Source organism: Corallococcus terminator (genome assembly GCF_003611635.1).
Lineage (GTDB): Bacteria > Myxococcota > Myxococcia > Myxococcales > Myxococcaceae > Corallococcus > Corallococcus terminator.
In genome coordinates this window covers 1-24,925 of sequence record NZ_RAVZ01000128.1, presented here as the reverse complement: position 1 = coordinate 24,925, position 24,925 = coordinate 1, and the positions used below count along the sequence as shown (strand labels likewise).

Below are 24,925 nucleotides of genomic sequence, written 5' to 3'. Positions count from 1 at the left end.
GACCTCCTGGGACCGGGCCTGCTGGACACGCGCTGCGGCACCGCCGCTGGATTCACCGACTCTGGACATGACGGACTCCCCCTCGAACCACCAGAACGACGGTGGCCGTTTGAAGGATTATCGCCCGAAAGCCCCAGGAGTTGCGCGGTTCCAGACCTTCCGTGGACTCAGGGCCGGGCCCGGTAGCGCTCCACGGCGGCCAGGAGGACCTCCGTGCGCACCGGCTTGCCCAGGAGGCCCACCGTGCCGGGCAGGGGTGCCTGGAGGTCGGGATCCGCCGTCAGGGCCAGCACCGGCACCCGGGGGGCCGGCTCCATGCTCCGCAGCCGGGAGAGGAACGTCTGGTCCTCGGGGCTGCGCAGCATCAGGCTCAAGAGCACCAGGCAGGGGTGGCGGGGCAGGCGGGCGAGCACCTCCATCGCCTGCATGGCGGTCGCCACGGACAGGACGGTGTACCCCTCCAACACGAGGAGGGCCACCAGCGCCTCGCGCAGGTCGTCGTAGCCTTCAACGACGAGCACTGTCGACGGATTGTCCAGGGCGTCCACTGTCAAACCCTATACCGCCCGGGCCCCTTCCGCACGCCCGTCCACTTCAGAGGGCGCGGAAGGGGCACTGGCGGACATCCTGGCTCAGGCCTTGGCCTTGGGGCTCTGCTGCGGCTTGAGGATGACCTTGGTGTAGCCGTCCTTGCGGGCGTCGAACTTCTTGTAGGCCTCCGGCGCGTCGCTCAGCGGCAGGCGGTGGCTGACGATCATGCTCGGCTTTGCGCGGCCCGCGATGATGAGGTCGCGCAGGAAGTAGTTGTAGCGCTTCACCGGCGTCTGGCCGGTGCCCACGGTGATGCCCTTGTCGAACACCTTGGCCCACGGCAGCGGGTAGATGCCCTGCTTCGCGTTCTCATCCGCGGCGCCGGGGTCCGGCGCGATGTAGACGCCGACGACGCCGATGGAGCCCGTGGGGTTCACCAGCTCCACCAGTTGCTCCAGCACCTGGGTGGGCTTCTCCTTGCCGCCGTGCGCGTCCGCGCCTTTGTTGTCGCGCGACTGGTAGCCCACCGCGTCGATGCCGCACATGACGCCCAGGGCCTTCTCCTCGCCCGGCCGCAGCGAGCCCATGATGAGCGGGTTCTGGCGGCGCAGGTCGATGATCTGCTTCACCGGATCGCCCTTCGTGAAGTCGATGGGGATGGCGCCCATCTCCTTCACCTTGGCTAGGCGCTCCGGGACGCTGTCCACCACGTAGACCTCGGAAGCGCCGCGCAAGAGCGCGCAGTAGCCGGCGAGCAGGCCCACGGGCCCCGCGCCGAAGACGGCCACGGTGCTGCCGGGCTTCACGTTCGCCAGCTCGGTGCCGTGGTAGGCGGTCGGGAAGACGTCCGACAGCAGCAGGAAGTCGTCCTCCAGGTCGTCACCGGGCTGCCCGGGGAGCTTCAGGCAGTTGAAGTCCGCCCAGGGCACGCGCAAGAGCTCCGCCTGTCCGCCGCGGTAGGGGCCCATGCCCGCGTAGCCGTAGCCGGCGTGGGGCGCGTCCGGGTTGGCGACCAGGCAGGCCTCCGTGCGGCCGCGCACGCAGTCGAAGCAGGTGCCGCAGGCGATGTTGAAGGGCAGCACCACGCGGTCGCCCTTCTTGATGCCCACCACGCCGGGGCCGACCTGCTCCACCACGCCCATGTTCTCGTGGCCGAACACCTGGCCTGCCTTGGACGCGGTGCGGCCCTCGTACATGTGCAGGTCGCTGCCACAGATGCCCGCGGAGGTGACGCGGATGATGGCGTCGGTGGTCGCTTCGACCTTGGGGTCCTCGACCTCCTCGACCTTCACCTGACTGGTCTTCTTGTAGACGACGGCGAGCATGGGCTTCTCCCTCGAAGTGGTGGGGCGGGCGGATGCGCGCCCCACCAAAAGTGGGATGGGAGATGCCTGGGGGAAGGGGCCCCACCGGACGTTGCGAACGCCCCCCGCAAGCGTGCGGGGCAGGCATGCGGCGACAGGGGCATCCCGCGCTGGAATGAAGCGCGGGCGGAGCGAAGCTCTCAGACGGCGACGCTCAACAGGTCGCAGTCCACCGTCTCCTTGCGCTCGTGCTTGCAGTCACGACAGACGTACCAGTCCAGGTTGCACTCGCACTTCGACAGGTAGGGCGCCTTGCTGCCCATGGAGTCATCTCCGCACCACACACACCGGGACATCCGCTGGACGTCGTCCTGATGCACGTAGACCCGCGCCTTCTTCTTGGGCTGGCTTCCGCTGCTTGCGCCGCTGCCCTTGCGCTTCTTGGCGGAGGAGTCCTTGAGGAAGTTGTCCGGGTCCCCCATGTACTCGCGGATGGGGCTGCTCGGGCGCTTGAAGGTGTCGACCTGGGAGGCGGCCAGCAGGTCCGCGAAGCTGTAGGTGGGGGTGGTGAGCTGCTGGGTCTGGATGGTGGTGGACAGCGCCTCCAGGCGGAACTCCGGCAGCTCGTTCGCGGTCAGGGGCGCGTTCACCGGCGGCAGCGCGGACTCCGGCACATGGTCGTTCTTCAGGCACATGTGCGCGTACCATTTCCACTGGAAGCCCCCGCCCAGGCCCGCGTCCTGCGGGTGGGCCACGCGGAAGGTGATGCCCGCGCCATCGTGGTGCTTCGCGAGCGTGTCGTCGGTGTAGACGACGAGGTGGCCCATCACGCCCTGGAGGCGCGCGCTCGCGGCGAAGCCCTTGCGCTGCGCGCCGGTGCCCCTGTTCACGAAGCCGGTGCGGTTGGGCTCGCAGTTGGTCGTGTAGAAGCGCTGGAGGCTGTCCGTGGCGCAGAGGATGTCCAGCACCGACTGCCGGGGATGGTCATGGTTGTGGTGCCCGGCGGAGATGAAGGCGGCGGTGGGCGTGATGGCATCCACGAAGTCGCGGGACGTGCTCGTCTCCGCGCCGTGGTGGCCGCACTTGAACGCGCACATGTGGCCCAGGCCCAGGCCCTCTTCGTCCTCGAGCGGCAGGTCCCCAGCGGTGAAGTAGGTGAAGTCGTGGAACTTGAGCGTGCACCCGATGCTGGCCGGGTTGTCGTCGCTCACGGTGCCGCGGCCGACGTGGACGATCTTCAGCAGGCAGCCCGCGGAGTCGATGAGCTTCGTGTTCACCCGCGCGTCGACCCAGGTGGTGCCCGCGTCTTCGCAGGCCTTCTTGAGCTTCGTGTACTTGTGGAAGTCGGACACGTCGCGAGGGGCGTACAGCTTCGTCACCTCGGCCAGCTCCTCCACCACCGGGGTGAGGCCCTCGTGGTGGTCGCCGTCCGGGTGCGTGCACACGATGGCGTCCAGCTTCGTGACGCCCAGCTTGTCCAGCATGAGCCGCACGTATCTGCCACGGCTCAGCTTGCCGCCGTCGATGAGGACGTGCTTCGCATCACCCATCGCGGGCAGCAGGCTGATGAGGGACGACTCTCCCTGCGACACGTCGAAGTGGATGATGCGCACTCGGGTGGGCATGGGGGCCATCGTAGGGCCCCCGTGCGCTCCCTGTACACGTCCATGCCCTAATGGGCGAGGACGGGCGGCGCCTCCACGGGTGTCACCAGCGACAGGCGTTCCCAGGCCCGGCTGCGCCAGCGCAACCACATGGCCAACCCACGCGTCCATTCATCCGCGGCCACCGCCAGCCACACGCCCGCGAGCCCCAACTGGAGGTGGAAGACGAGGAAGTAACCCAGGGGCAGGCTCATGCAGACCATGGAGCCCATCGCCATGTAGACGGGGAAGGTGGCATCCCCGGCGGCTCTCAGCGCGTTCACCAGCACCAGGTTGAACGAGCGCCCCGTCTCCAGGATGAGGCTCAGCACCAGCACCTGCGACGTCATCCTCAGGATGTCGCCGTCGTGGGTGAAGAGGCGGATGAGCGGGTCGCGGAAGACGATGGCCGTCAGGTCCACGGCCACGGTGATGCCGAGGCTCCACTTGAGGCTCGTGAGCACGCGCGCGTACGCGTCCGAGGAGCGGTTGGCGCCCACCAGCCTCCCGACGATGATGGATGTGCCCATCCCGATGGCGAGGCTGCACAGGAACACGTACTGCGACATCGCGTTGGCGTACTGCCGGGACGCGAGCGCCGCCGGGCCCAGGAACGTCACGTAGTACAGGAACACCGTCTGGCACGCGTGGTACGTCATCTGCTCCACCGCCGACGGCACGCCCACGCGCAGAATCTTGCGCACGTACTCGCCCGTCATCGCGACGAAGTCCCGGCGCTTCATGCGCACGTCCATCACGCGGTAGAGCAGCCAGCCGAAGACGCCCACCGCCAGGGCACGGCTCAGCACGGTGGACATCGCCGCGCCTTCCACGCCCCGAGCGCTCACGCCGAAGTGCCCGAAGATGAGCACCCAGTTGCCCACGACGTGCACCACGTTCATGCCCATGGCCACGAACATGGACTGCCGCGTGAAGCCGTACGTGCGGATGAGGCTGGAGAAGACGTTGATGAGCGCCTGGAGGAAGAGGAACCCGCCCGCGATGTGCCAGTAGGTGCTCGCGTACGAAAGCGTCACCGGCTCCAGGTTCATCCGCCCGAGGATGGTGTCCGCCGACAGCAAGAGCCCCGCGCTCACCGCGATGCCCAGCAGGAGGTTCATCGTCACGGCCTGCGCCGCGATCCGGGACGCCTCCGCGCTCCGCTTCGCGCCCAGGTACTGGGACACGACGATGGATGCGCCGTGGCTCACCACCTCCATGATGAGGATGCAGATGAAGACGTACTGATTGACCACGCCCACCGCGGACACCGCGGCGTCGGACACGCCGCTGAGCATCAGCGTGTCCGCCGTGCCCATCAGCATGAAGAGGAAGATTTCGAAGAAGATGGGCCAGGTGAGCCGGAACAGGCCGGGCTCCTGGCGGGAGTTCGTCACGACTTCAGTGTGCATGGATGCGCCGCGTCAAGTGTCCCCACTGTGCGCGCGCGACCTGTCGTTTTCAACCCGAAGCGAGCGCCGGCTGCCTGCCCGGCGCCCGGTTGGAGCTGCAAACGTGTCGGAACCGCAACGTGCGACCCTTCCGCCTACGAAGCGGAGGTCAGCCGCGTCACCGACTCCAGCAGGGACTCCAGTGAGAAGGGCTTCTTGAGGAAGCCGGCCCAGCCCTGCTGCGTGGCCTTGTCCTTCGGCGGTTGGATGGCGCTCATCACGAGGATGGGGAAGACGTGACCCGGGTCCTCGCGGATGGCGTCGATGGTCTCGTAGCCGTTCATCACCGGCATCATCACGTCGATGATGGCCAGGGCGGGCTTCTCCTCCGCGAGCTTCTCCAGGGCCTCCTTGCCGTTGCCGCAGAGGATGACGCGGAACTGCTCCTCTTCCAGGATGGCCTGTACGGCTTCCGCGATGTCCAGTTCGTCGTCCACGACGAGCACGGTCTTCATGTGCGACTCCGGCGGGAGGCGCTTGCGGGAGCCCGCTTCTTCGCGGGCTGCTTCTTCGTGCTCCTCGACTTCGCGCCCTTCGTGCCCAGGGGGGCCTTGATTCCGGCGCGTGCGTCCGCGCGGGCCGCCGGCCTGGAGCCCGACGTCATGCGCGCATGGCCGGTGAGGATGCTCTCCGCGCTCTCGAAGGTGTCCGCGACGGTGATGCCGTCCGAGGAGATGGAGAACTCACGGATGCTGCTGTCGTAGGCGCTCTCCCGCATCTTCATGATGGAGAGCAGCCGGTAGAGCTGCGAGCGCAACTCCACGTAGCGCACCAGGATGACGTTCTCCACGGTGGACGCCGCCTCCGGCTGGGGCATGTCCACGCCGGGGCTGAACAGGGGCGTCTCATCCGAGTACAGCGTGGTGACGTCCATCATCCGCAGTTGGTGCGTGAGCGCGGAGAAGAAGCGGCCCAGGCGGTCCGGGTACACGGCGGCGGAGCGGAAGCCGGACACCCCGTCGATGAACAGGCGCAGCCGGTCCACCTTGCGCTCCTCGATGCGCTCCAGGAGCCGCTCCGCCAGCGAGTCCATGTTGTGCTCCAGGGGCGGCTGCCACTGGATTTCGATGAGGCCTTCGTCCACGTACTTCTTGAAGTCCTTCATGCCCGTGCCCAGGGCCTTCTCGATGAGGCGCGGGGGCGTTTCGTAGAAGCCGAAGTAGAAGCCCGGCTGGCCCGCCCTCGCTCCCTCCAGCAGGAAGCGCAGGCCCAGGAGCGTCTTGCCGGTGCCGGGCGCGCCCAGCAGCAGCGTGGTGGAGCCGGACAAGAGGCCCCCCTTCATCGCGTCGTCCAGGCGGGGGATGCCGAAGGGCATGCGGATGCGGTCCTCGCGCCCCTGCGCCGCGGGGTGCGCGAACTGCACCTCCGTGCGCGGGTGGATGACCATGCCCTGGTCGGAGATCTCCACCTCGTGGCGGCCCAGGAGCGACGGCCCACCCCGGAACTTGATGGCGATGAGCTCGCGCACCGCGCGGGGCCCGTGCAGCCACAGGGACAGTTCGAAGATGCCGTCCACCGCGGTGTTCTCCGGGTGGATCTCCCCCTGGTGGTGCGGCGCCAGCAGCAGTGAGGTGCAGCCCAGGATGTTGCAGAAGGTCTGGAGGTCCTGAAGGAAGCGCTTGAAGGACAGGTCCGAGCGGGCGAACTCCTTCGCCGCGTCCATGCCATCGATGATGAGCAGCGTGGCGCCGTGTTGCTGGGCGTTCTTGCGCACCAGCTCCAGCAGGCCCTTGAGGCCCTCCTTCTCCAGGTCGCGGTACGCGCTGATGTACTGGAGCTTCTCCGGGATGACGCTGGGGTCGAAGAACGTCATCTGCGACAGGTTCTCCAGCATGCGCCCGTGCGACTCGGTCAGCAGCGTCACGTAGAGGGCCTTGCCCCCGGTGCGCACGTGCTCGAAGGCGATCTGGTTGGCGAAGACCGTCTTGCCCGAACCTGGCGGTCCGATGATGGCGTAGGACGAGCCCTGGATGAGGCCGCCCTTGGTGATGAAGTCCAGCCGGGGCACGTTGGTCACGAGCCGTTTCGCGGGGCTCCTGCCGTCGTGCGCTTGCGTGCCCTCGTCGTTGTCCGCCGTGTTCGCCACGAAGTGTTCTCCTTGAGGTTCAGTACCGTCGGGTCAGGTGCAGCGGAAGCCGAAGTTCGAAGTGGGCGCCCTGGCCCAGGGCGCTTCGCACGGTGAGGGTGCCTTCATGGGCGGTGGCGATGGCCAGCGCCAGGTAGAGGCCCAGGCCCAGGCCGTCGAAGCGCTCGCCCGTCGTCACGCGCTCGAAGCGGCGGAAGATGCGCGCGTGGTCCTCCGGCGCGATGCCCACGCCCTCATCCTCCACCGTCAGCACCGCGTGGTCGTCGCGCGTCTCCAGGCGCGCGCGCGCGGGCCGGCCCTCGCCGAACTTGATGGCGTTGGACACCAGATGTCCCACGGCCTGCGCCAGCCGCGGCGCATCTCCGAAGAGGAGGACGGGCGCGTCGGGCAGCGTGACGTCCAGGTCCACCCTTGCGCTGCGGGCCTGCGGCTGGAGCCGCTCCACCTGTTCGCGCAAGAGCCGGGACAGGTCCACCGTCTCCACGTCCAGCTCCATGTCGCGGGTGGACAGGCGGGAGACATCCAGCAGGCTGTCCACCAGGTGCTGCAACCGGGTGAGCTGGCGCACCGCGGGGGTGAGCCGCTTCTCCACGGGGCCGGTGGACACGGCGCCCGCGGCGTCGTTCACCACGAGTTGCACGGCGCGCTCCAGGTTGAGCCGCAGCACCGTCATGGGCGTCTTGAGCTCATGCGCCGCGATGCTGAGGAAGCGGTCGCGCGCGCGCACGGCGTCCCGGGCGCGGGCCTGCAGGCGCAGGAGCGCTTCGATGTTGGCCAGCAGCTCGTCCTCCGCCAGGGGCCGGGTCCAGTACGCGTCCGCGCCCTGCGCGAGCCCCTTCACGCGGTCCTCGCGCTGGATGGACACGGAGGACAGGTGGGCGATGAGCAGATCGCGCGTGGCCTCGTCGGCGCGCAGGCGGCGGCACACCTCGTAGCCGTCGATGTCCGGCATGTGCACGTCCAGCAACACCAGGTCCGGCATCCCCTGCGCCAGCGTCAGCGCCTCCTGGCCGCAGGTGGCTTCGAGCACGTGGTAGCCGCCCTGCCGGAGCGTGAGGCTCAAGAGGTACAGCGTCGCCGCGTCGTCGTTGACGTTGAGGACGGTGATCCGGGAACGGGCGCCCGGTTCTTGTGGGTCGGAGGTCTTCACGTGACTTGGAGGTGCACGCAAGAGTGGTTGCGATGGTGGCGAACGGAACCACCTGGATCCAAAAAGAGCGGTGGGTGCGTGCACGGCCGCCTGGAGGGTGTTGGACTCCGAACGAAGCGACCGCCGGATGGGTCGTTCTTCCGTCAGGACGCTGTTGAAACGGGCGACCTGGAACTCAACGGCGCGCGGGTCAATGGGAACCCCGCGCGGAAAGGCCACGGGACATGAAGGGCGCGGCAGGAGAGCTGTATGTGGATGATGGTGGCGCCGGGACGAGGATCCCGGTGGTGTTCGTGCACTCGCTCGGCGGGGACACGGAGCAGTGGGCCCGGCAGTTGGCGCACGTGCGTGCGCACCGCCGCGCGGTGGCCCTGGATCTGCGCGGACACGGCCGCTCGACGCTGACGTCGTCCGCCCAGGAGATCCCCGTCGAGGAGTTCGCCCGGGACCTGGGCGCGGTGGTGGACGGCCTGGGGCTGTCGCGCGTGGTGCTGGTGGGGCACAGCCTGGGCGGCGCGGTGTGCGCGGCCTGGGCGGGGGCGAATCCGGAGCGCGTCGCGGGCCTGTTCCTGTTGGACCCCGCCTCCGACGGCCGCTCCGTTCCGAAAGAGCAGGCGCAGGGGATGATGGACGCGCTGGCCACCGACCACTGGAAGGACGCGGCGGGGGAGTACTGGCAGTCGCTCTTGCCGGCCTCCTCCCCGGAGGTGCGCGAGCGGGTGATGGCGCAGCTTGGGCGCACCGCGCAGGGCGCGTTCCGCGCCGGCATGGGGGCGCTCTTGACGTTCGACCCGGAGTCCGCGCTGAAGCGCTACCCCGGGCCCATCCTGTCCGTCATCACGCCGCTCAACGAATCCCCCGGCGCGTACCACGTGCTCGTCCCGGGGATTCCGTTCAAGGTCGTGACGGGCACGGGGCACTGGGTGCAACTGGATGCACCCGAGCAGGTGAACGCCCTGCTCGATGTGTTCCTCGCGACGGTGCCCTGAGGCGCCGTCGCGGGGAGGTTTCCCATCAGGGCATGGCTTCCAGGCGGAACTGCTGGCAGTCGTTGTTGGCCCAGACCCACTGCTGGAGCCCAGCGCCGTCGCCGGTGTTCCAGCAGTTGGCCACGTCCAGCACCTTGCCGCTGTGACGGGCCTCGAAGCGGGAGAAGCCCCCGGTGGTGGCCACCGGCTTGAACTGCTGGTTCAGGCCCCCCGCCCAGGACCACTCCTGCACGCGCGCGCCGTCCGCGGCGGACGCGGCGTCCACGTCCACCACCTTGCCGCTGTAGCGCGACACGAGCCGCGAATAGCCGCTGTCGGTGGCGACCAGGGACCACTGCTGGCTTGCGCCCGTGTGGCACGTCCACTGGTGCAGCCCGGTGCCATCCGCCGCGGACGGCCCGACGATGTCCACGCACTTGCCGGTGGCCTTGTTCACGAGCCGGTACCACGGGCCCTGCGGGGCCGCCGCACCGCCCCACTGGAAGGACGCCACCGAGCGCGGCGGCAGGCTGTATTCGAACGCCTGCCCGGCCCAGCGGACCTTGAAGCTGAGCGTGGCGCCGTCGTTGGAGTTCAGCGCGACGAGCGCGTGCGAGCCATCCGGGTTGCGGAAGGCGAGCGTTTCAATGTTGTTGTTGCCCAGCGACGTCGCGCCCACGCGCACCGCGCCCGGCCGCACCACCTTCGCCAGGTGCGCCCACGCGTAATACTCCTCGTTGCGCGTGAAGGTGCCGTTGCCGTTGTTCACGGTGAACATGCCCCGGCAGTCCGCGCAGCCGCCCACGCGCGGACCGTGGTTGGGGTCCAACGCGATGTTCCAGTACAGCGACGTGCGCGACCAGTTGCGCAGCGGGCCGAAGAGGTTGTTCTGGAGGGCCCACTCCAGATTCGCGGCCGCGTTCGTCGCCCAGAAGCCGCCGGTGCACTCGGTGAAGTGCACCTCCTTGTTGGGGTACGCGTTCCGGAAGTCGGTCTGCACGGTGTAGCTGCCTTCGGGGCTTTCGTAGCAGTGGTACGCGGCGCCCGCGACGGCGGCCTGCGCCTGCCCGCCGTTGTAGGCCATCACCTCGTGCGGGAAGCCCGCGGGGCCGGAGCCGTCGTGCCAGTTGTGGTCCCACGCGAGCAGCTTCACGCCGCTGAAGCCCGCGGCGTTGAGCGCCGGGCGCAGGTGCTGCGCGGTGAAGATGGACTGGTCGTTGGACTCCATCTGCATCGTCGGGTAGCTGCCGTTGGCGTTGTGCGGCTCGTTCTGGGTGCTGAACGCGTGGATGGGCACGCCGTGCGTGTTGTACGCCTGGAGGAAGCGCACGAAGTAGCTGGCGTACGTGCCGTACAGGTCGTTGCGCAGGTAGCCGCCGCCCGTGAGCGAGTTGTTGAACTTCATCCACGCGGGCGCGCTCCACGGCACCGCGAAGATCTTCACCTCCGGGTTGATGGAGCGCGCCTGCTGGAGCAGCGGCAGGATGTACGCCGTGTCGTGGCCCACGGAGAAGTCGTTCAGGTCACAGCAGGTGTCGTCGTAGGTGTAGTTGTTGCGAGAGAAGTCCGACGCGCCCATGGGCAGCCGGATGACGCTGTAGCCCGCGCCCGCGCCCACGCTGAACAGGTCGTTCATGATGGCCGTGCGCTGGGGCGAGTTGTAGATGAGCCACGCGGACGCATCCGTCAGCGCGCCGCCAAACCCGTCGATGGTCTGGTACGTCGTGGCGTCATTCACGTCGATGGCCGTCGCCGTGCCGCTCTCCGCGCCGAACGTCTTGTTCGCTTCCGCGTTGAGCTTCTTCGCCAGCGTGCTGCCCGACGTCGTCGTCAGCCACACCTTCACGGATTCATTCGCCGCGAGCGCGGCAGGGGACGCGAACGTGGCGGCGGCCAGGATCAGGCCACTCAGGGGGATACGGGACAGCCAGGCACGGGACGGCACGAAGGACATGCGGGACTCTCCAACGGCAGAGGGAAAGGCCCGGGAGACTATTCAATTTTTACGGCTATGGCGCGTTATTCGTGGATGGCTGGGAAGCAGGCACGGGGCTCGGCGGGGCCTCCATCCGGCGCGTGGCGGCGCCGTGAAGGACGGACAGTTGGCGCGCCAGTCGCTCCAGTTGGGACTGGAGCAGCGGGGCTTCCTGGCCCAGGGCGAGGCCCGGCGCGTCGGGGGTGGGGACGTTCCAGCCGAGCAGGGCGTTGAAGGCGGGCAGGGCACGGGGAGGACGGCCGTGGAGCACCGCGTCCGCCAGGTCCTCCAGCGCTTCGTCCATGGCGGCGCAGAAGCGGGCCAGGGCCTCGTGCACCGCGGGCGTGGAGGGCACGGACTTCCGCGAGGCGAGCAGGGTGCAGACGGCGGCGAAGCGGCGGGTGAACGCGAGCAGCGTCATCAGCGGCTCCAGGGCCTCGGTGCTCCAGCGCGGTTCGTTGAGCAGGCGCTGGAAGGACGTCTCCGCGTTGATGGTGGCGAGCCCCAGCTTGCGGCGGGCCTCCGCGAGCGCCTGGGCCTGGGGGGACTCCCCGCGCCGCCACGCGGACGCCAGCACGCCGAAGAACTCGCGGTCCGCGCGCAGGGCCTCCGCCATCTGCGCGGGGAAGCGCTCCTCCTCCGAGCGCTGCCAGAGGAAGAAGGTGCCCGCGAGCGCGAGCGCGCCGCCGATGACGGTGTTGACGATGCGCACCGGCGCGAGCGTCCAGTCCCCGCTGCCCAGCTCCGCGAGCAGCACGAAGGTGAGCGTGGCGAAGACGGTGAACAGCCCGTAGTTGAGCGGGATGAGGCTCACGCACAGCGCCGCCGTGCAGAACAGGAGCCCCATCATCATGCGCGGGTCCTGGAGCCAGTACGACACGCCGATGGCGAGGATGCCGCCCACCACCGTGCCCAGCACGCGTTGCAGCGCCTTGAGGAAGGTGGGCCCGGTGTACGGCTGCATGATGGTGAGGACGGTGATGGTGACCCAGTAGCTGTGGTTCGGCCGGAAGATGCTGGAGATCCACACCGCCGCGGTGGTGGTGACGCCCACGCGCAGCGCGTGCCGCAGCACCTCCGAGTCCAGCGTGAGGTGCGCCCTGAGTGGCTCCAGCAGGGAAGGGTGGGGCTCCTCGGCCAGCTCGCGTTTGGGCGGAGGCATGCCCTGCACCGGAGGCCCGGGCAGCCGGCACGCGGTGTCCAGCGCCACGTCCGCGCGCTCGCGCAATTCCGTGAGCAGCCTCGCCACGTCCCGGAGCCGCGCCCGCTCCAGGCGGGTGAGCAGCCCACGTGTGTCCAGGTCGGTGAGCGCGTCGCGCAGCGCGCGGCCATCCCACTCCGGCTGGGGCCTGCGGCTGCGGCCCTCCTGCTCCGTCAGCCGCACGAGGTCGCGCGCGGTGTGCGCGCAGTCCAGCAGGGCGACGACCACCGCCGCGCGCGGGTCTCCCACCGCGCTCACCGGAGGCCCCAGGCTCTCCAGGTCCTCCGCCAGGGCGATGAGCCCCATGAACATCGCATCCGCGGCCTCCAGCAGCACCAGCAGCCGTTCCCCGCGACCGCGCTCGACGCGGCCCTGGCGCGTGGCGGTGAGCGTGGTGCGCGCCACCTCCAGCGTCTCGCGGATGCGCCCATGCTGCTCCTGGATGAGCAACTGCCAGGAATCCTCGCGCGCGCCCTGTGACACGCGCGACAGCGCCTCCGCGTAGTCCGCCACCGCGTCGAAGCACGCCGCCACCGCCTTGCGCGCGGGGCGGTACGGCCGGATGGGCCAGAGAACCAGCGACAGCACCATCGCCCACGAGGCGCCGGCCAGCAGCATCGCGCCGGAAACGAGGGCGTGCATCGGGCCATCCCCGGGCAGCGCCACGGCGATGACGAAGGTGGTGGCGGCGATGTTGCCGGTGGTGTTCGCCGCGGCGCCGTACACGCCCGCGAAGCTCCACGCCGTCACCCACACGAGGGTGAGGGGAATGGACAGCGAGGGGTACAGCCCCACGAGGCTGCCGACGGCCGCGGACAACGCCGCCGCCAGCGCCGTGCCGCCCATGGCGCGCGCTCGCGCGTGGTAGGAGCCGCCCTTGTCCACGAAGGACGTGTTGAAGCCGCCAATGGCGAGCCACAGCTCGCCGGGCAGCTTCAGTGCGGCGCCCACGACCATGGGGACGAAGATGGCGAGCGCGGCGCGCAGGCCCGCCTTCACCGCGGGCTTCACGGGGGCAAAGCGGGCCACGGCCTTGGCGTGGTCCAGGAGCTGACGGCGAATCACCCCTTCCCCATAGAGCACCGGCCCCCGGCGGGGCCACCGGAATCCGGGCCGGATGCCCGTCAGGCGTCAGTGCGGGGCGGACGGCTCCGCCGGCAGGGACGCACCGGGTGGGGCCTTCTTCGCCACTCCCAGGCCGTAGCGCTTCGCCGCCGTGTCCACGATGCGCTGGACCAGCGCGTCGTAGCCCATGCCGCGCGCCTGCGCGCCCATGGCCACCTCGCACTGGGTCTCCAGGTACGGGTTGGGGTTCACCTCCAGCAGGTAGGGTTCGTTGGTGCGGCTGGAGACGCGGAAGTCGATGCGGGCGTAGTCGCGCAGCTTGAGCGCGCGGAAGGCCGTCACCGCCGCGCGCCCGATGCGGCCCTGCAGCTCATCCGACAGGTCGGTCGGCAGCACGAGGTGGGGGCTGCCCGGCGTCTCCGGCGCGAACTTCACCTCGCGGTTGGCGATCTTCATGCGCTTGCGGTTCCACCGCGAGCCGAAGTCCAGCTCCACCACCGGGAGCACCTCCGGGCGCGCGCTGTCGCCCACCACGCCGACGTACAGCTCGCGGCCTTCGATGAACTCCTCCGCCAGCGCCTCGTCGTCGTACTCCTCGCGGATCTTCTTCACCCGCCGCGCCAGCCCCTCCATGTCCTTCTCCACCCCCAGCCCCAGGGACGCGTCCGAGCGAGCGGGCTTCACCACCAGGGGGAAGGACAAATCACCGTTCGCCTGGAACGACAGGCCGTCGAAGGTCGCGAAGCGCGGCGTGAGCACGCCGTGGAACTGGAGCAACTGCTTGGTGAGCACCTTGTCCTGCGCGAGCAGCAGCCCCGCGGTGCCCGAGCCGGTGAAGGGCATGCGCGCCAGCTCCAGCACCGCGGCGACGTTGACCTCCAGGCGGTAGTCCTCCGCGAAGGTCTCACACAGGTTGAAGACGAGGTCCGCCTTCGCCCGGGCCACCAGCCGCACCAGGTCCGACACGCTTTCATCCACGCGCACGTCCACGGGCTCATGGCCGGCCGCGCGCAGGGCGGCGCTCACCTGCGCCACGACGGCGTCCGGAGGTTCGTTCTTCGGTTGGTAGTGGAGGACGGCGATGCGAAGGGACTTCAGGGGCATGTCAGTCCTCGAAGAAGCGGTCGGTGTGCAGGTAGTTCATCGCCAGCACCGTGACGAGCGACGCCAACTGCATCGCGGCCTCGCGGCTGTCGTCGGGGTGCAGGGTGAGGTTCAGCGCGGCGGTTCGCTCCGACAGGTGGTCCACCAGTGCGCGCACCACGCCCCGGCCCACGCCGGAGTAGTGGCCCACCGTGGAGAGCAGGCGCTGGCGCTCCGCCTGCACCAGCGTCGCGGCGCTCACCGGCGCTTCGCCCGGGCCCCAGAAGATGTCCTCCAGCGCGTGGTCGAAGGCGTTGCGCAGCTCCAGGTCCACCTTCTCGTCCAGCTCGCGCTGGCGGTAGTGGTCCTGGACGGTGCCCTCCATCTCCTCGGTGGTGAGGTCCGGCTGGGCCAGGCTCACCAGCGCGGGCGTGTGGCCCAGCGCCTTCGCGGTGGCCTCCACGTACTGGAGCTTCTTGAGCGCGCCCCAGCCCTGGTAGCGCTTCTCCCAGTCGCTGCCCGGCGTGAGCCACACGGCGAAGGTCTCCGCGAAGTCCTCGTCCGGGTGCTTCTGCGCGTACCAGCCGGCGATGTGGAAGACGTACCGGCGGGAGAAGGGCCGGGGCTTGTAGTCATCCCGGTACGGCCGCGCGTAGTCGCCGAACACGCGGCGCCACTCGTCGGTCTCATAGAGGCGGTAGGCGTAGTTGAAGGCGTGGCCGGCCTCATGGCGCAGGTACATGAGGATTTCGGCCTCCGTCTCCGCGCTGCCCCCCAGCTCCGCCTCGATGGAGAGCAGGTCCGGATCCGCCAGGTAGAAGGGCAGGCCGATGACGGGCACTCCCGACGGGCAGCCCCATTCGTCGGACAGATAGCACTGGGGTTTGAACGACAGCCCCTTGGCCTCCAGCTCCGCGTGAAGCTGCGCGATGTAGCGCTCCAGCGGCGTGCCGGACAGCCGCAGCGACAAGTCTTTGATGCGCGCCTGGAGCAGCGCCTCGCGCCGGGGTGAAAGCCGGCCGCGGCCTTCGCTGCCCTCGGAGGGATGCTTCTCGCGCAGCACCCGCGATTCGGGCTGGGGGGATGGCATCATCCCTTCGATAGGTAAGAATCGACTCCGGGGATGGACAGCCCGGCGAGCGTCGCGAAGCAGCCAGGCCGCCGAGCCCTTGAAGGGATGGGACATGGAATCGGACATGCGCCGTGAAGGCCTTCCTGCCTCGGAGTCCCGCGCTCCGGTCGCGGTGCTCTTCCAGGCCCTGCCCCCGCCGGTCATCGACGGCGTTCGCAAGCCGGCCAAGCAGGGTGGCTATGCGGACAGCGGCGCGGACATCGCGTACGCGCTGCGCGAGGCGGGTGTCCCCGTGGTGACGCCGGTGGCGAACCCCGACCCGCGCGTGCAGGAGGACTGGGTGTTCGGGGATGACGCGGCGGGCATCGAGGCGGCGCGCGCGGCCGGGGCCCGGGTGCTGTGGGCCAACACCGTGCTGTTCACCGGCCACCCCCTGGAGGATGTGCTGAAAGACGTGTGGGTTGTCGGGCAGGATCCCCGCACGCAGGAGACGTTCGACGACAAGTGGGTGACCAACGAAGCGCTGCGCCGCGCGGGCCATCCCGTCGCCGCGTCGGTGCTCGTCAGCGCCCGGAGGGCCTCCGGGCGCCTGGGCCTGGACACGCTCACGCAGGCGGAGCTGGAGGCGCACGCGCTGGGCTTCCCGCTGGTGCTCAAGCCGATGCGCGGTCGCGGCAGCCAGGGCGTGGTGCGCGTCGCGGACTTCGGACAGCTCCAGGCGGTGGCGGCGGAGCTGCTGTCCGCGCGCGAGCAGGGTGTGCCCCGCTTTGGCGACACGTTGATCCTGGAGCAGTACCTGCCCGGGGACGAGCTGACCGTGACGGTGATGCCCCCGGCGCGCTTCAAGCTTGGAGGCGTGCCCCACGACTACGCCCAGCCATGGACGCTGCCTCCCGTGCGCCGCTTCCAACACCAGGACGGGGTGGCGCCCTACAGCGGCGAGGTGGCGGTGGTGGACAACAGCGAGGTGCTGGGTCCGGCCGCACGCGGGGAGCCCCGGGTGAGGGTCCTGCTGGAGAAGTGCGCGCTCGCGGCCGGCCTCCTGGGGGTGACCGCGCCCATCCGCATCGACTGTCGGAGCGACACGCTGGGGACGTTCCAGCTCTTCGACCTGAACCTGAAGCCGAACATCACCGGGCCGGGGCGCCCCGGCAGGGAGCGGCAGGACAGCCTCGTGAGCCTCTCGGCGCAAGCCTTCGGCTGGTCGTACAGCGAGCTGCTCGTCCACCTCCTCTCGCAGGCGTGGCGGCTTCGCCGGCTGCGCTAGTGGCCTGGATGCCGGGCATGCAGGCGGGAGGAGGGAAGGGTGGTCAGCCCGCGACGGATGGGCATTTTTCCAGTGGGAATCCACTGGGAGCCGCCATAGGGACAGGGCTCGGTGATCCAGGAGCGCCGCTGAGATGAGTCAGGAAGTCCCTCCCGGTCCGGAGGCCCTCTTCACGGGAAGCAGCCAGATGCATGCGCTCGTGCGCGCGCATGACTGGGCTTCGACGCCGGTGGGCCCCGTGGCTTCGTGGCCCACGAGCCTCAAGGTGCTCGTGAAGACGCTGCTCGGATCGCGCTACCCGATGATCCTCACGTGGGGCCCGGAGCTCAGCCAGTTCTACAACGACGCCTATTCGGCGGTGATTGGCGACAAGCACCCGGGCGCGCTGGGCACGGACATCCGCGGCACGCTGGCGGAGGCGTGGGACGCGCTGGGCCCGCTGGTGATGGAGGCGATGACCACCGGCGTCGCAAGCTGGGTGCCCGCGATGCGGCTGCTCCTGGAGCGCAGCGGCTACCGGGAGGAGTCCTATTTCGACGTCAGCCACGCGCCCGCCTTCGACGACACGGGGGCCATCGGCGGCATGCTCGCGGTGTGCGCGGAGGTGACTCAGCAGGTGCTCAGCAGCCGCCGCATGCGGCTGTTGCGCGACCTGTCCGCCCAGGCCTCGGACACGCGCAGCGTCACGAAGACGTGCACGGACCTGGTGTCCGCGATGGCTGGACACCCACTGGATGTGCCCTTCGCGCTGCTCTACCTGCGCTCGCAGGACGGAAGGTCACTGACGCTGTGCGGGGCCGTGGGCCTGGAGCGCGGCGGGCCGCTGAGCCCCACGACGCTCGCGCTGGACGCGGGGAGCGCGGAGGTGGCCCCCTTCCTGCGCGCCCTCGATGGCGAGCGGGTGCGCAGGGACGGTCTGGAGCCTTCGTTGTCCCTGCGGGGAGGGCCCTTCGGTGACGCGGTGGGGTCGCTGCTCCTCCAGTCGCTCGCGGGGGCGGGAACGGCCGCGCCGCTGGGCGTGCTCGTCACGGGGCTGTCGCCCAACCGCGCGTTCGACGAAGGCTACGCCTCCTTCAGCGAGCTGTTGGGCGCCCAGGTGGCGGTGGCGCTGCGCAACGCGCGGGCCTACGAGGAGGAACGGCAGCGCGCCGAACAGCTCGCGGAGCTGGACCGGGCGAAGACGGCCTTCTTCCACAACATCTCCCACGAGTTCCGCACGCCGCTCACGCTGATGCTGGGGCCACTGGAGGACGTGCTCGCCGGGGGGCCGTTGACGGAGGCGGCCCGGCACGAGCTGGAGGTGGTCCACCGCAACGCGGGCCGGCTGTTGCGGCTGGTGAACACGCTGCTGGACTTCAGCCGGCTGGAGGCGGGGCGCATCGACTCCAGCTTCGAGCCCACGGATCTGTCCGCGTTCACGCAGGACCTGGCCAGCCACTTCCGCTCGGCGGTGGAGCGCACGGGGCTTGTCTTCACGGTGGACTGTCCTGTGTTGCCGGAGCCCGTCTACGTGGACCGGCGGATGTGGGAAAAGGTTGTCTTCAACCTGCTCTCCAACGCGCTCAAGTTCACCTTCACGGGCTCGCTCGGCGTGCGGCTGACGGCCACCGGGGACGCGGTCGTCCTGCGCGTCCGGGACACCGGCACGGGCATCCCGGCCGAGGAGCTTCCGCACCTCTTCGAGCGCTTCCACCGCGTGCGCAACGCGCGGGGCCGCACCCACGAAGGCACCGGCATCGGGCTGGCGCTGGTGCGCGAGCTGGTGGCCCAGCACGGTGGCGACGTGGGGGTGGAGAGCGTGGAGGGCGAGGGCAGCACCTTCACCGTCCGCATCCCCCGGGGCTCTGCCCACCTGCCCGCCGAGCGGATCCTCGCTCCGCGCGAGCAGGAGTCCACCGCGCAGGGCGTCCGCCCCTTCCTCCAGGAGGCCGAACGCTGGTCGGACGACGGACCGCTACCCGCGCGGCCGTCACCGCCGGACGCGGCGCCGGAGCTGGAGCCGGGCAGGGAGCCACTTCGTCCCGCGGAGATGGGGGGCGTGGCCCTCCGGCCCCGCGTGCTGGTGGCGGACGACAACGCCGACATGCGCGAATACGTGCAGCGCGTGCTGTCCCCTTCGTTCGACGTGACGCTGGCGGCGGATGGACAGGCCGCGCTGGAGGCCGCGCACGCGAGCGCTCCGGACCTGGTGCTGACGGACGTGATGATGCCCCGGCTGGGCGGCTTCGGCCTGTTGCGCGCGCTGCGGGAGGCTCCGGCCACGCGCTCCCTTCCCGTGGTGATGCTGTCCGCCCGCGCGGGCGAGGAGGAAGCGGTGGAGGGGCTGGAGGCGGGCGCGGACGACTACCTGGTGAAGCCCTTCAGCGCCCGGGAGCTGGTGGCGCGCGTGCGCTCCATGCTGGAGCTTTCGCGCATGCGCCGCGAAGCCCTGCGCCAGGAACTGCTCGCCGCGTCGCTGCGCGAGCGCCTCCAGGCCCGCGATGACTTCCTCGCGGTGGCGAGCCACGAGCTCAAGACGCCGCTGGCCGCCTTCCGCCTCCACCTGGAGCGGCTGGAGCGCAGCCTGGGGGAGGACGCGCTGGGCCGTGCGAAGAGCCCGCTGGAGTCCGCGGGCCGGCAGGTGCAGCGGCTGCACGCGCTGATGGAGACGCTGCTGGACGTGTCGCAGCTCACCACGGGACGGCTGGCGTTGGAGCTGAACGACGTGGACCTCACCTCCGTGGTGGGCAGCGCCGTGGCGCGCCTGCGCGCGGAGGTGGAGCGCATGGGCGTGACGGTGACGCTGGAGGCGGGGGCGCCGCTCGTCGGCCGGTACGACAGGCTGCGCATCGATCAGGTGGTGACGAACCTGCTGTCGAACGCGGCCCGCTACGGCCAGGGCCGCCCCATCTGCGTGCGCGTGGCCTCCGAGGACGGCACCGCGCGCGTCACCGTGCGCGACGAAGGCATTGGCATCCGTGCGGAGGACCGCGCGCGCATCTTCGAGCGCTTCGAGCGCGCGGTGCCCGGCCGCAACTACGGGGGGCTGGGCCTGGGCCTGTGGATTTCCCGGCAGGTGGTGGAGGCGCACGGCGGACGCATCACCGTGGACAGCGAGCCGGGCCAGGGCGCGACCTTCGTGGTGGAGCTTCCCCTGGAAGGGCTCAAGGCCGCGTGACGAAGAAAGGGGGACCCGGGCACACGGCCCAGGCCCCCCTGACGGTCACTTCACGGCTTCAAGCCGAGGCGTGAGGCCTACTGCCCGACGGTGAAGACCAGGTCGTCGCGGTCGTTGTACTCGTTGGACACGCACGCGCTGGCGGGGCTGCCGCTGCCGTAGCGGAACTGCGCGCGCACGGCCTGGTTGGTGCCCGAGGGCAGCGTGTACGTGGCGGACAGCGTGGTCGCGCCCGCGGCCGTCGGCGTGATCGTGGTGATGAGCGTCCAGACCGGCGTCGTCGCGGCGGCGTTGGCCGTGTAGTACAGGTCCAGGCGATCCGACGACGGGCTGGCGTAGGCCCAGACCGTGGCCTCCACCTTCACCTGCTTGCCGGGGGCGAAGTTGCTGCCGTCCACGGTGGACACCTTGAGCGCGTCGTTGGACTCGTCGCTGTGGAAGGTGCCGCTGCTGCCGTCGATGCAGGTGCCCTTGAGCGTGTTGGGCGCGCTCGTCTCCGCCGGGCTCATGGCCCCACGGCCCTTGAACGCCGTGCCGCTGTCGCAGGTGGCGGCCACCGCGCTGCAACGCAGCGTCTTGTAGGTGGCGTCATACGTGCCGGACGTGGACACGTTGGACACCGTCGCCGTGGTGGTGCTGGTGGTGGTGGCGTTGCCCGCGCTGTCGGACGCCTTCGCCGCGAAGGTGTGGCTGCCGTTGGCCACCGTGCGGCTGTCCCACGCAAAGGTGTAGGGAGACGTGAAGGAGGTGCCACGGATGGCGCCGTCCACGAAGAACTCCACCTTGTTGACGCCCACGTTGTCGCTGGCCGTCGCGGCCAGGTTCACCGTGCCCGTCACCGTGCCGCCGTTGGTCGGCGTGGTGAGCGTCACCGTGGGGGCCTGCGTGTCCGTGGGCAGGCCGGGGATGGTGCCCTTGCCCAGCTCCGCCAGGTATGCGGCCGCGATGCGCGCGAACTTCAGCGCGTTGTTGGCGTTGTTGCCGCTCTGGCCATCCGTGCTGTTGGCCAGCGTGTCGTTGGCCGTGTGGATGTACGGGTTGTCCTGGCTCATCGTCGCTTCGAACGGGATGGACGCCGGGTAGCCCGCGCTGGTCCACGACGCGTGGTCCGAGCAGCCGTAGCCGCACGTGATGTTGGAGCGCGAGTAGCCCGTGTACGTGTCGATGAGGTTGCCGAGGAACGTGTTCTGCGCCGCGTTGGTGTTGTCCGTGACGAGCGTCACCTCCACCGTGGAGCCGCGGTAGTTGGTCATGTCCAACTGGAGCACGCCCACGACGTTGGTGGCCGCCGCCTTGTGCGCCTGCGCGATGGCCTGCGAGCCCAGCAGGCCCACCTCCTCCGCCGCGTACGCCATGAACTTCACCGTGCGCGCCGGCTTGTAGCCCTTGGCCATCGCGACGCGGAACACCTCGGAGAGGGTGGCCACGCCGGAGGCGTCGTCATCCGCGCCCGGCGCCGTCGCCGTGGGACGGCTGGAGGACGCCACGTTGAGGTTGATGGAGTCCAGGTGGCCGCCAATCACCACCACCTCGCTGGGCAGCAGGGTGCCCGTGATGGTGGCGATGACGGAGGGCTGATCCCAGGTGGAGTGCGTGTACAACTGCACGCTCACGTCGCTGCGGCCCGCCGCGTACGACAGCCACGTGTCCCGCAGCCAGTTGGAGGCCTGCACGGAGCTGGCCGAACCCTTGTAGTAGCGGTTCGTGTAGCTGGACAACTGCGTGATGGTGCTGCGCAGGCTGGACTCCTGGAGGCCGGAGAACAGCGAGCTGACCACCGCCGCGTTGTCCAGCGTGTAGCTCACCAGCGACGGGTTGATGGCCGGCTGCACGGGCTGAAGCACCGCCAGCGCCGCTTCCTGCGTGTCGTGGGTGAGGAAGCCCGCGCAGCGGTGATACTTGTCGTGCATCAACTGGGACACGTTGCCCAACTGCGACTCGTTCAGCTTGAGCACGCTCACGCCGTTGGCCTCACGCACCAGCGTGGGCGCGGACGTGCCGGAGGCGCGGAACGACGTGCGCAGGGCGTCCAGCGTCTCCGAACCCACCGAGATGTAGACCTCCTTCTCGCGCGCCTCCTGGGCGGATGCGGTGGCGCAGCACAGCGACAGGACGACGGGGGCCAACTTCTTGAAACGCATGTTCCGCTCCGATTTGCGGGCGAGGGCTCGCCCCGCGTGAACGCCACCCGTGCCCGGCTCCGGGGGAAAGGCAACTGAGGGAAGGCACGGTGAAAATCGCCCACGTCCAGGCCTGGACGCCTGCGTCCTGGACCCCGTGGGTTGGGAGCGCATCCTGGGGAAATCAAGACGGGGCCGTCAAGGCGGAGAGCAGCGTGAAACAGGATGAGACAGGCAAAGCCGGGACGCTGACCATGACGCACCCGGGCCACGCGCGGACCCACGCGAAAACATTTCGCGGTGTCTCGGAAGTGGTGGGGTGAGGGGGGGCGCCGGGGGGCGCCGCGCAATCAGGTCTGCAGATTCAACGACAGCGAACGACCGGCGTCGAAGCGGGGCTCCGACTTGAGCTTCTCCAGCACGCGCTCCGACGCGATGAGCGTCACCTGGGGCAGCATCCCCGGCTCGCTCATCCACTTCACCGCGCCCAACAGGTGCTGGGCCTTGATGAACTCCAGCACGGCGTGGTGGAAGGCCTTGCCCTCTTCCTGCCAGGACCGGGCCAGCTCTTCCCTGCCGCGCCGCTCCGACGAGCGACGTGCGGGAGGCCGCTCTTCGCGGGGCATGACGATGATTTCGATGAACATCGCGGCACCCTCCTGAAGGCACGAGCAAGCGAAGCGGCGCGGACTATCGCATGAACCTGTGTCCGCCCGCTGCCACGTGCCCACCCTTTTGCGGAAGGTCTTTTCCGCTTTCGGGACTTACCGGGCACCCCCACCTTGACATGCACGATTTGCGGGTTTGCGGTCCGGCCGTCTGCCATTTGTTGGACACGCAGAAAGTAAGAATCACACCGAGGGAGGCTGACCATGGAGCTGCACCACGGCCGTTTGTTCGACCACGTCCACCTTCAGGTCCGGGACCTGGAGGCGAGCAAGCGCTTCTACAAGGCGGTGTTGGAGGTGATGGGCATCGCGGTGTTCAGCGAGAGCGAGCGCCACCTCGCGGTGGACGAGCTGTACGTGAGCGCGGATTCGGCGCCCACGGCGCGCGTGCACCTGGCCTTCCAGGCACCGGACCGGGAACGCGTGCAGCGCTTCCATCAGGCGGCGCTGGCCGCGGGGGGCCGGGACAACGGCGCGCCCGGGGAGCGTCCGTACCACCCGGGTTACTACGCGGCCTTCGTGTTGGATCCGGATGGCAACAACATCGAGATGGTGTTCCACGGTCCGGCGAAGCGCTCGGCGCCATCGATCGTCCTCCAGTGGGATTGAAGTCCACCCCTTGAAGCAGCGCGTTGGCGGAGGAAAACGACAGGGGCCCCCGGGATGACCCGGGAGCCCCTGGCGTGCGACGGGACTTCGCGCGGGCCTGTGACTAGCGCGCCGTCACGGTGCGACCCTGGACCTGCTTCGCGGCCGGGCCCGCGGGGGACGCGGCCACCGCGGACACGACGCTGAAGGCCAGGTCGTCACGGTCGTTGTACGAACCGGACACGCAGGCGCTGGAGGCGGAGCCGCCGTAGCGGAACTGCGCGCGCACCGCGTGCTGGCCGGTGGTGCTGCCCACCGTCACGGGGATGGAGAACGTCTTCGCGCCCACCGCGGTGCACGCCTGGGCGGTGGTGACGGTCGTCCACGCGGGCGTGGTGGTGTTCGTCGTGTAGTACAGGTCCAACTGGTCCGTGGTGCCGTAGCACCACACCGTCACGTCCACCGTCAGTTGCTTGCCCGGGGTGATGAGGCCCTGGTCCACCGTCTTGAGCGACACGCGGTCGATGCTCTCATCCGCGTGGTAGGTGCCGGAGGTGCCGTCCGCGCACGTCGCGCCCAGCGTGTTGGGCTGGTTGGGCTCCGCGCCGCCGGACAGGGTGCCGCGCCCGTTGACGAGCGTGGGGCCGGTGTCACAACCGCACACCGAACCGCAGGCGGGCGTGCGCAGATTGGCGTTGTAGGTGGCGACCACGGGGGTGCAGACGTTGGTGGTGGTGAAGCTGGCCGCGGCGCTGTACGCGCTCGCGCCGCAGCTATCCGTGGCGCGCGCGCGCCAGTAGTAGGTGGTGAGGTTGGACAGGCCGGGCGTCACGTTCCAGGCGCTGGAGCCCAGGGCGGTGGTGTTGCGCACCACGTTGGTGAACGCGCTGTCCGTCGCCACCTGCACGTCGTAGCCCGAAGCGCTCGCCACGTCCGACCAGTCCAGCGCCGGGGCCAGGGCGACGCCGGTGGCGCCGTTCGCGGGGGACGACAGCGTGGGCGCCGCCAGGTTGACGCAGCCGCGCGTGGTGAACCCGCGCGCCGCGGACCAGCCGCTGGTGCCGCCGCACGAGTTGATCGCGCGCACGCGCCAGTAGTAGGCGGTGGTGGCCGACAGGCCGGGGGACACCGTCCAGGTGCTGGCGATGAGCGAGTTGGCGCTCCTCACCACGTTGGTGAACGCGCTGTCCGTCGCCACCTGCACCTCGTAGCCGGACACGCCCGTCACGTCCGCCCAGTCCAGCACCGCGAGCAGCTCCACGCCGGTGGCGCCGGAGGCGGGGGTGGACAGCGTGGGCGCCGTGGGCGCGGCGCAGGACGGCGTGGTGCAGGTGCAGGTGCTCGCCTGGCCGAAGCACGCGTTGCTGCTCGCGGGCACGACGGAGTAGCAGTACTGCCGGCCGTTGGCGACCTCCGGGTCGGTGTAGCTGGTGCCGGTGACGGTGGCCACGCGCGCCTTGCCAAAGTCACAGCCCGCGAAGCCCTCCGTCTTCATCACCCAGTACTGGCTGGCGCCCGCGGAGGCGGTCCACGACAGGCCCACCTGGCTGTCGCCGGGGGTGGCCGTGGCGACAGCCAGGTGGGCCTGTCGTGGAC

The 24,925-nt window shown here is 69.8% G+C and carries 18 protein-coding genes; 4 read left to right on the top strand and 14 right to left on the bottom strand.

The window, feature by feature from the left end:
* Window positions 1-167: 167 nt before the first annotated feature.
* The 7 genes from D7V88_RS19395 to D7V88_RS45190 all read right to left on the bottom strand — a co-directional run bounded on the left by D7V88_RS19395 (window position 168) and on the right by D7V88_RS45190 (window position 8,165).
* Window positions 168-548, bottom strand: coding sequence for a response regulator (locus D7V88_RS19395; protein WP_158625111.1), 381 nt, complete (start codon window positions 546-548; stop codon window positions 168-170).
* A gap of 84 nt (window positions 549-632) precedes the next feature.
* A complete protein-coding gene (locus D7V88_RS19390; protein WP_120542137.1) occupies window positions 633-1,856 on the bottom strand; it encodes a glutathione-independent formaldehyde dehydrogenase in 1,224 nt (407 codons plus the stop codon).
* Between the two features lie 179 nt (window positions 1,857-2,035).
* Complete coding sequence (locus tag D7V88_RS19385) at window positions 2,036-3,460, bottom strand: ComEC/Rec2 family competence protein (RefSeq protein WP_120542136.1); 1,425 nt, start codon at window positions 3,458-3,460, stop codon at window positions 2,036-2,038.
* Between the two features lie 47 nt (window positions 3,461-3,507).
* Entirely contained in the window at window positions 3,508-4,890 is a 1,383-nt protein-coding gene (locus tag D7V88_RS19380; RefSeq protein WP_120542135.1) for an MATE family efflux transporter, read from the bottom strand.
* A gap of 134 nt (window positions 4,891-5,024) precedes the next feature.
* The gene (locus tag D7V88_RS19375; protein ID WP_120542134.1) at window positions 5,025-5,384 is read right to left on the bottom strand and encodes a response regulator transcription factor; all 360 of its coding nucleotides are present in this window, start codon (window positions 5,382-5,384) and stop codon (window positions 5,025-5,027) included.
* Entirely contained in the window at window positions 5,381-7,015 is a 1,635-nt protein-coding gene (locus D7V88_RS19370) for an ATPase domain-containing protein (protein ID WP_120542133.1), read from the bottom strand. The genes D7V88_RS19375 and D7V88_RS19370 overlap by 4 nt, the downstream gene beginning before the upstream one ends.
* A 19-nt stretch (window positions 7,016-7,034) precedes the next feature.
* On the bottom strand, window positions 7,035-8,165 hold the full coding sequence (locus D7V88_RS45190; RefSeq protein WP_120542132.1) for a hybrid sensor histidine kinase/response regulator: 1,131 nt from the start codon (window positions 8,163-8,165) through the stop codon (window positions 7,035-7,037).
* Window positions 8,166-8,389: 224 nt separating this feature from the next.
* Between D7V88_RS45190 and D7V88_RS19360 the strand changes: the two genes are divergently transcribed.
* Window positions 8,390-9,154, top strand: coding sequence for an alpha/beta fold hydrolase (locus tag D7V88_RS19360; protein WP_120542131.1), 765 nt, complete (start codon window positions 8,390-8,392; stop codon window positions 9,152-9,154).
* Between the two features lie 25 nt (window positions 9,155-9,179).
* Here the strand turns inward: D7V88_RS19360 and D7V88_RS19355 are convergent, their stop codons facing one another.
* The 4 genes from D7V88_RS19355 to D7V88_RS19340 all read right to left on the bottom strand — a co-directional run bounded on the left by D7V88_RS19355 (window position 9,180) and on the right by D7V88_RS19340 (window position 15,550).
* Window positions 9,180-11,087, bottom strand: coding sequence for an RICIN domain-containing protein (locus tag D7V88_RS19355; protein WP_120542130.1), 1,908 nt, complete (start codon window positions 11,085-11,087; stop codon window positions 9,180-9,182).
* A gap of 55 nt (window positions 11,088-11,142) precedes the next feature.
* On the bottom strand, window positions 11,143-13,374 hold the full coding sequence (locus D7V88_RS19350) for an FUSC family protein (RefSeq protein WP_244238254.1): 2,232 nt from the start codon (window positions 13,372-13,374) through the stop codon (window positions 11,143-11,145).
* Window positions 13,375-13,440: 66 nt separating this feature from the next.
* Window positions 13,441-14,478 (bottom strand): D-alanine--D-alanine ligase family protein, encoded by a 1,038-nt coding sequence (locus D7V88_RS19345; RefSeq protein ID WP_120542129.1) that lies wholly within the window; start codon window positions 14,476-14,478, stop codon window positions 13,441-13,443.
* Between the two features lies 1 nt (window position 14,479).
* Entirely contained in the window at window positions 14,480-15,550 is a 1,071-nt protein-coding gene (locus D7V88_RS19340) for a putative zinc-binding metallopeptidase (protein ID WP_244238253.1), read from the bottom strand.
* A gap of 103 nt (window positions 15,551-15,653) precedes the next feature.
* Here D7V88_RS19340 and D7V88_RS19335 point away from each other — a divergent pair, with 103 nt between their 5' ends.
* Window positions 15,654-16,796 carry a D-alanine--D-alanine ligase family protein gene (locus D7V88_RS19335; RefSeq protein ID WP_120542139.1) on the top strand — a complete coding sequence of 381 codons (1,143 nt, stop codon included), beginning with the start codon at window positions 15,654-15,656 and terminating at the stop codon, window positions 16,794-16,796.
* Between the two features lie 133 nt (window positions 16,797-16,929).
* A complete protein-coding gene (locus D7V88_RS19330) occupies window positions 16,930-19,953 on the top strand; it encodes a hybrid sensor histidine kinase/response regulator (RefSeq protein WP_120542128.1) in 3,024 nt (1,007 codons plus the stop codon).
* 77 nt (window positions 19,954-20,030) lie between these two features.
* Here D7V88_RS19330 and D7V88_RS19325 read toward each other — a convergent pair whose 3' ends face one another.
* Entirely contained in the window at window positions 20,031-22,094 is a 2,064-nt protein-coding gene (locus tag D7V88_RS19325) for a M20/M25/M40 family metallo-hydrolase (RefSeq protein WP_120542127.1), read from the bottom strand.
* Between the two features lie 329 nt (window positions 22,095-22,423).
* Window positions 22,424-22,720 carry a hypothetical protein gene (locus tag D7V88_RS19320; RefSeq protein WP_120542126.1) on the bottom strand — a complete coding sequence of 99 codons (297 nt, stop codon included), beginning with the start codon at window positions 22,718-22,720 and terminating at the stop codon, window positions 22,424-22,426.
* A 225-nt stretch (window positions 22,721-22,945) separates the two neighbouring features.
* Between D7V88_RS19320 and D7V88_RS19315 the strand changes: the two genes are divergently transcribed.
* Window positions 22,946-23,350 carry a VOC family protein gene (locus D7V88_RS19315; protein WP_120542125.1) on the top strand — a complete coding sequence of 135 codons (405 nt, stop codon included), beginning with the start codon at window positions 22,946-22,948 and terminating at the stop codon, window positions 23,348-23,350.
* A 103-nt stretch (window positions 23,351-23,453) separates the two neighbouring features.
* On the opposite strand, the gene D7V88_RS19310 is transcribed toward D7V88_RS19315, so the two are convergent.
* Window positions 23,454-24,925: glycoside hydrolase family 78 protein (locus tag D7V88_RS19310; RefSeq protein ID WP_504813966.1), on the bottom strand; the 1,472-nt coding region annotated here is incomplete at its 5' end.